1 pseudogene is annotated in these 377 nt (G+C 62.6%); it reads left to right on the forward strand.

What is annotated here, in order from left to right:
• Positions 1-78 precede the first annotated feature (78 nt).
• Positions 79-377: pseudogene (locus AC3A4Z_RS22605) on the forward strand (hypothetical protein); the annotation flags it as partial.

Here is a 377-nt window from a genome sequence, read left to right on the forward strand (position 1 = left end):
CCTGTCCCGACGGTGACGGGCACCGTGAAGGTCGGCTGGACGCTAACGGCGGTCACGGGAGTCTGGGGACCTGAACCAGTGGCGCTCACGTATCAGTGGTATCGTTCCGGGACGGCGATCGTCGGGGCTAACGCATCCACATACAAACTCGCGGGCACCGATGCCGGAAAGACCATCACGGTCACAGTCGCTGGGTCCAAGCCCGGCTACACCACCTCGGAAAAAACTTCAGCTCCCACTAACGTCGTGGCGTACGGCTCCCTGACCACAGCCCCCGTCCCGACGATTACCGGAACCACAAAGGTCGATTCGACCCTCACCACAGTGCCGGGAATCTGGGGAGCTGCACCAGTCGCTCTTGCCTACCAGTGGAACGC

This window comes from Arthrobacter sp. Soil_C_49 (genome assembly GCF_057656635.1).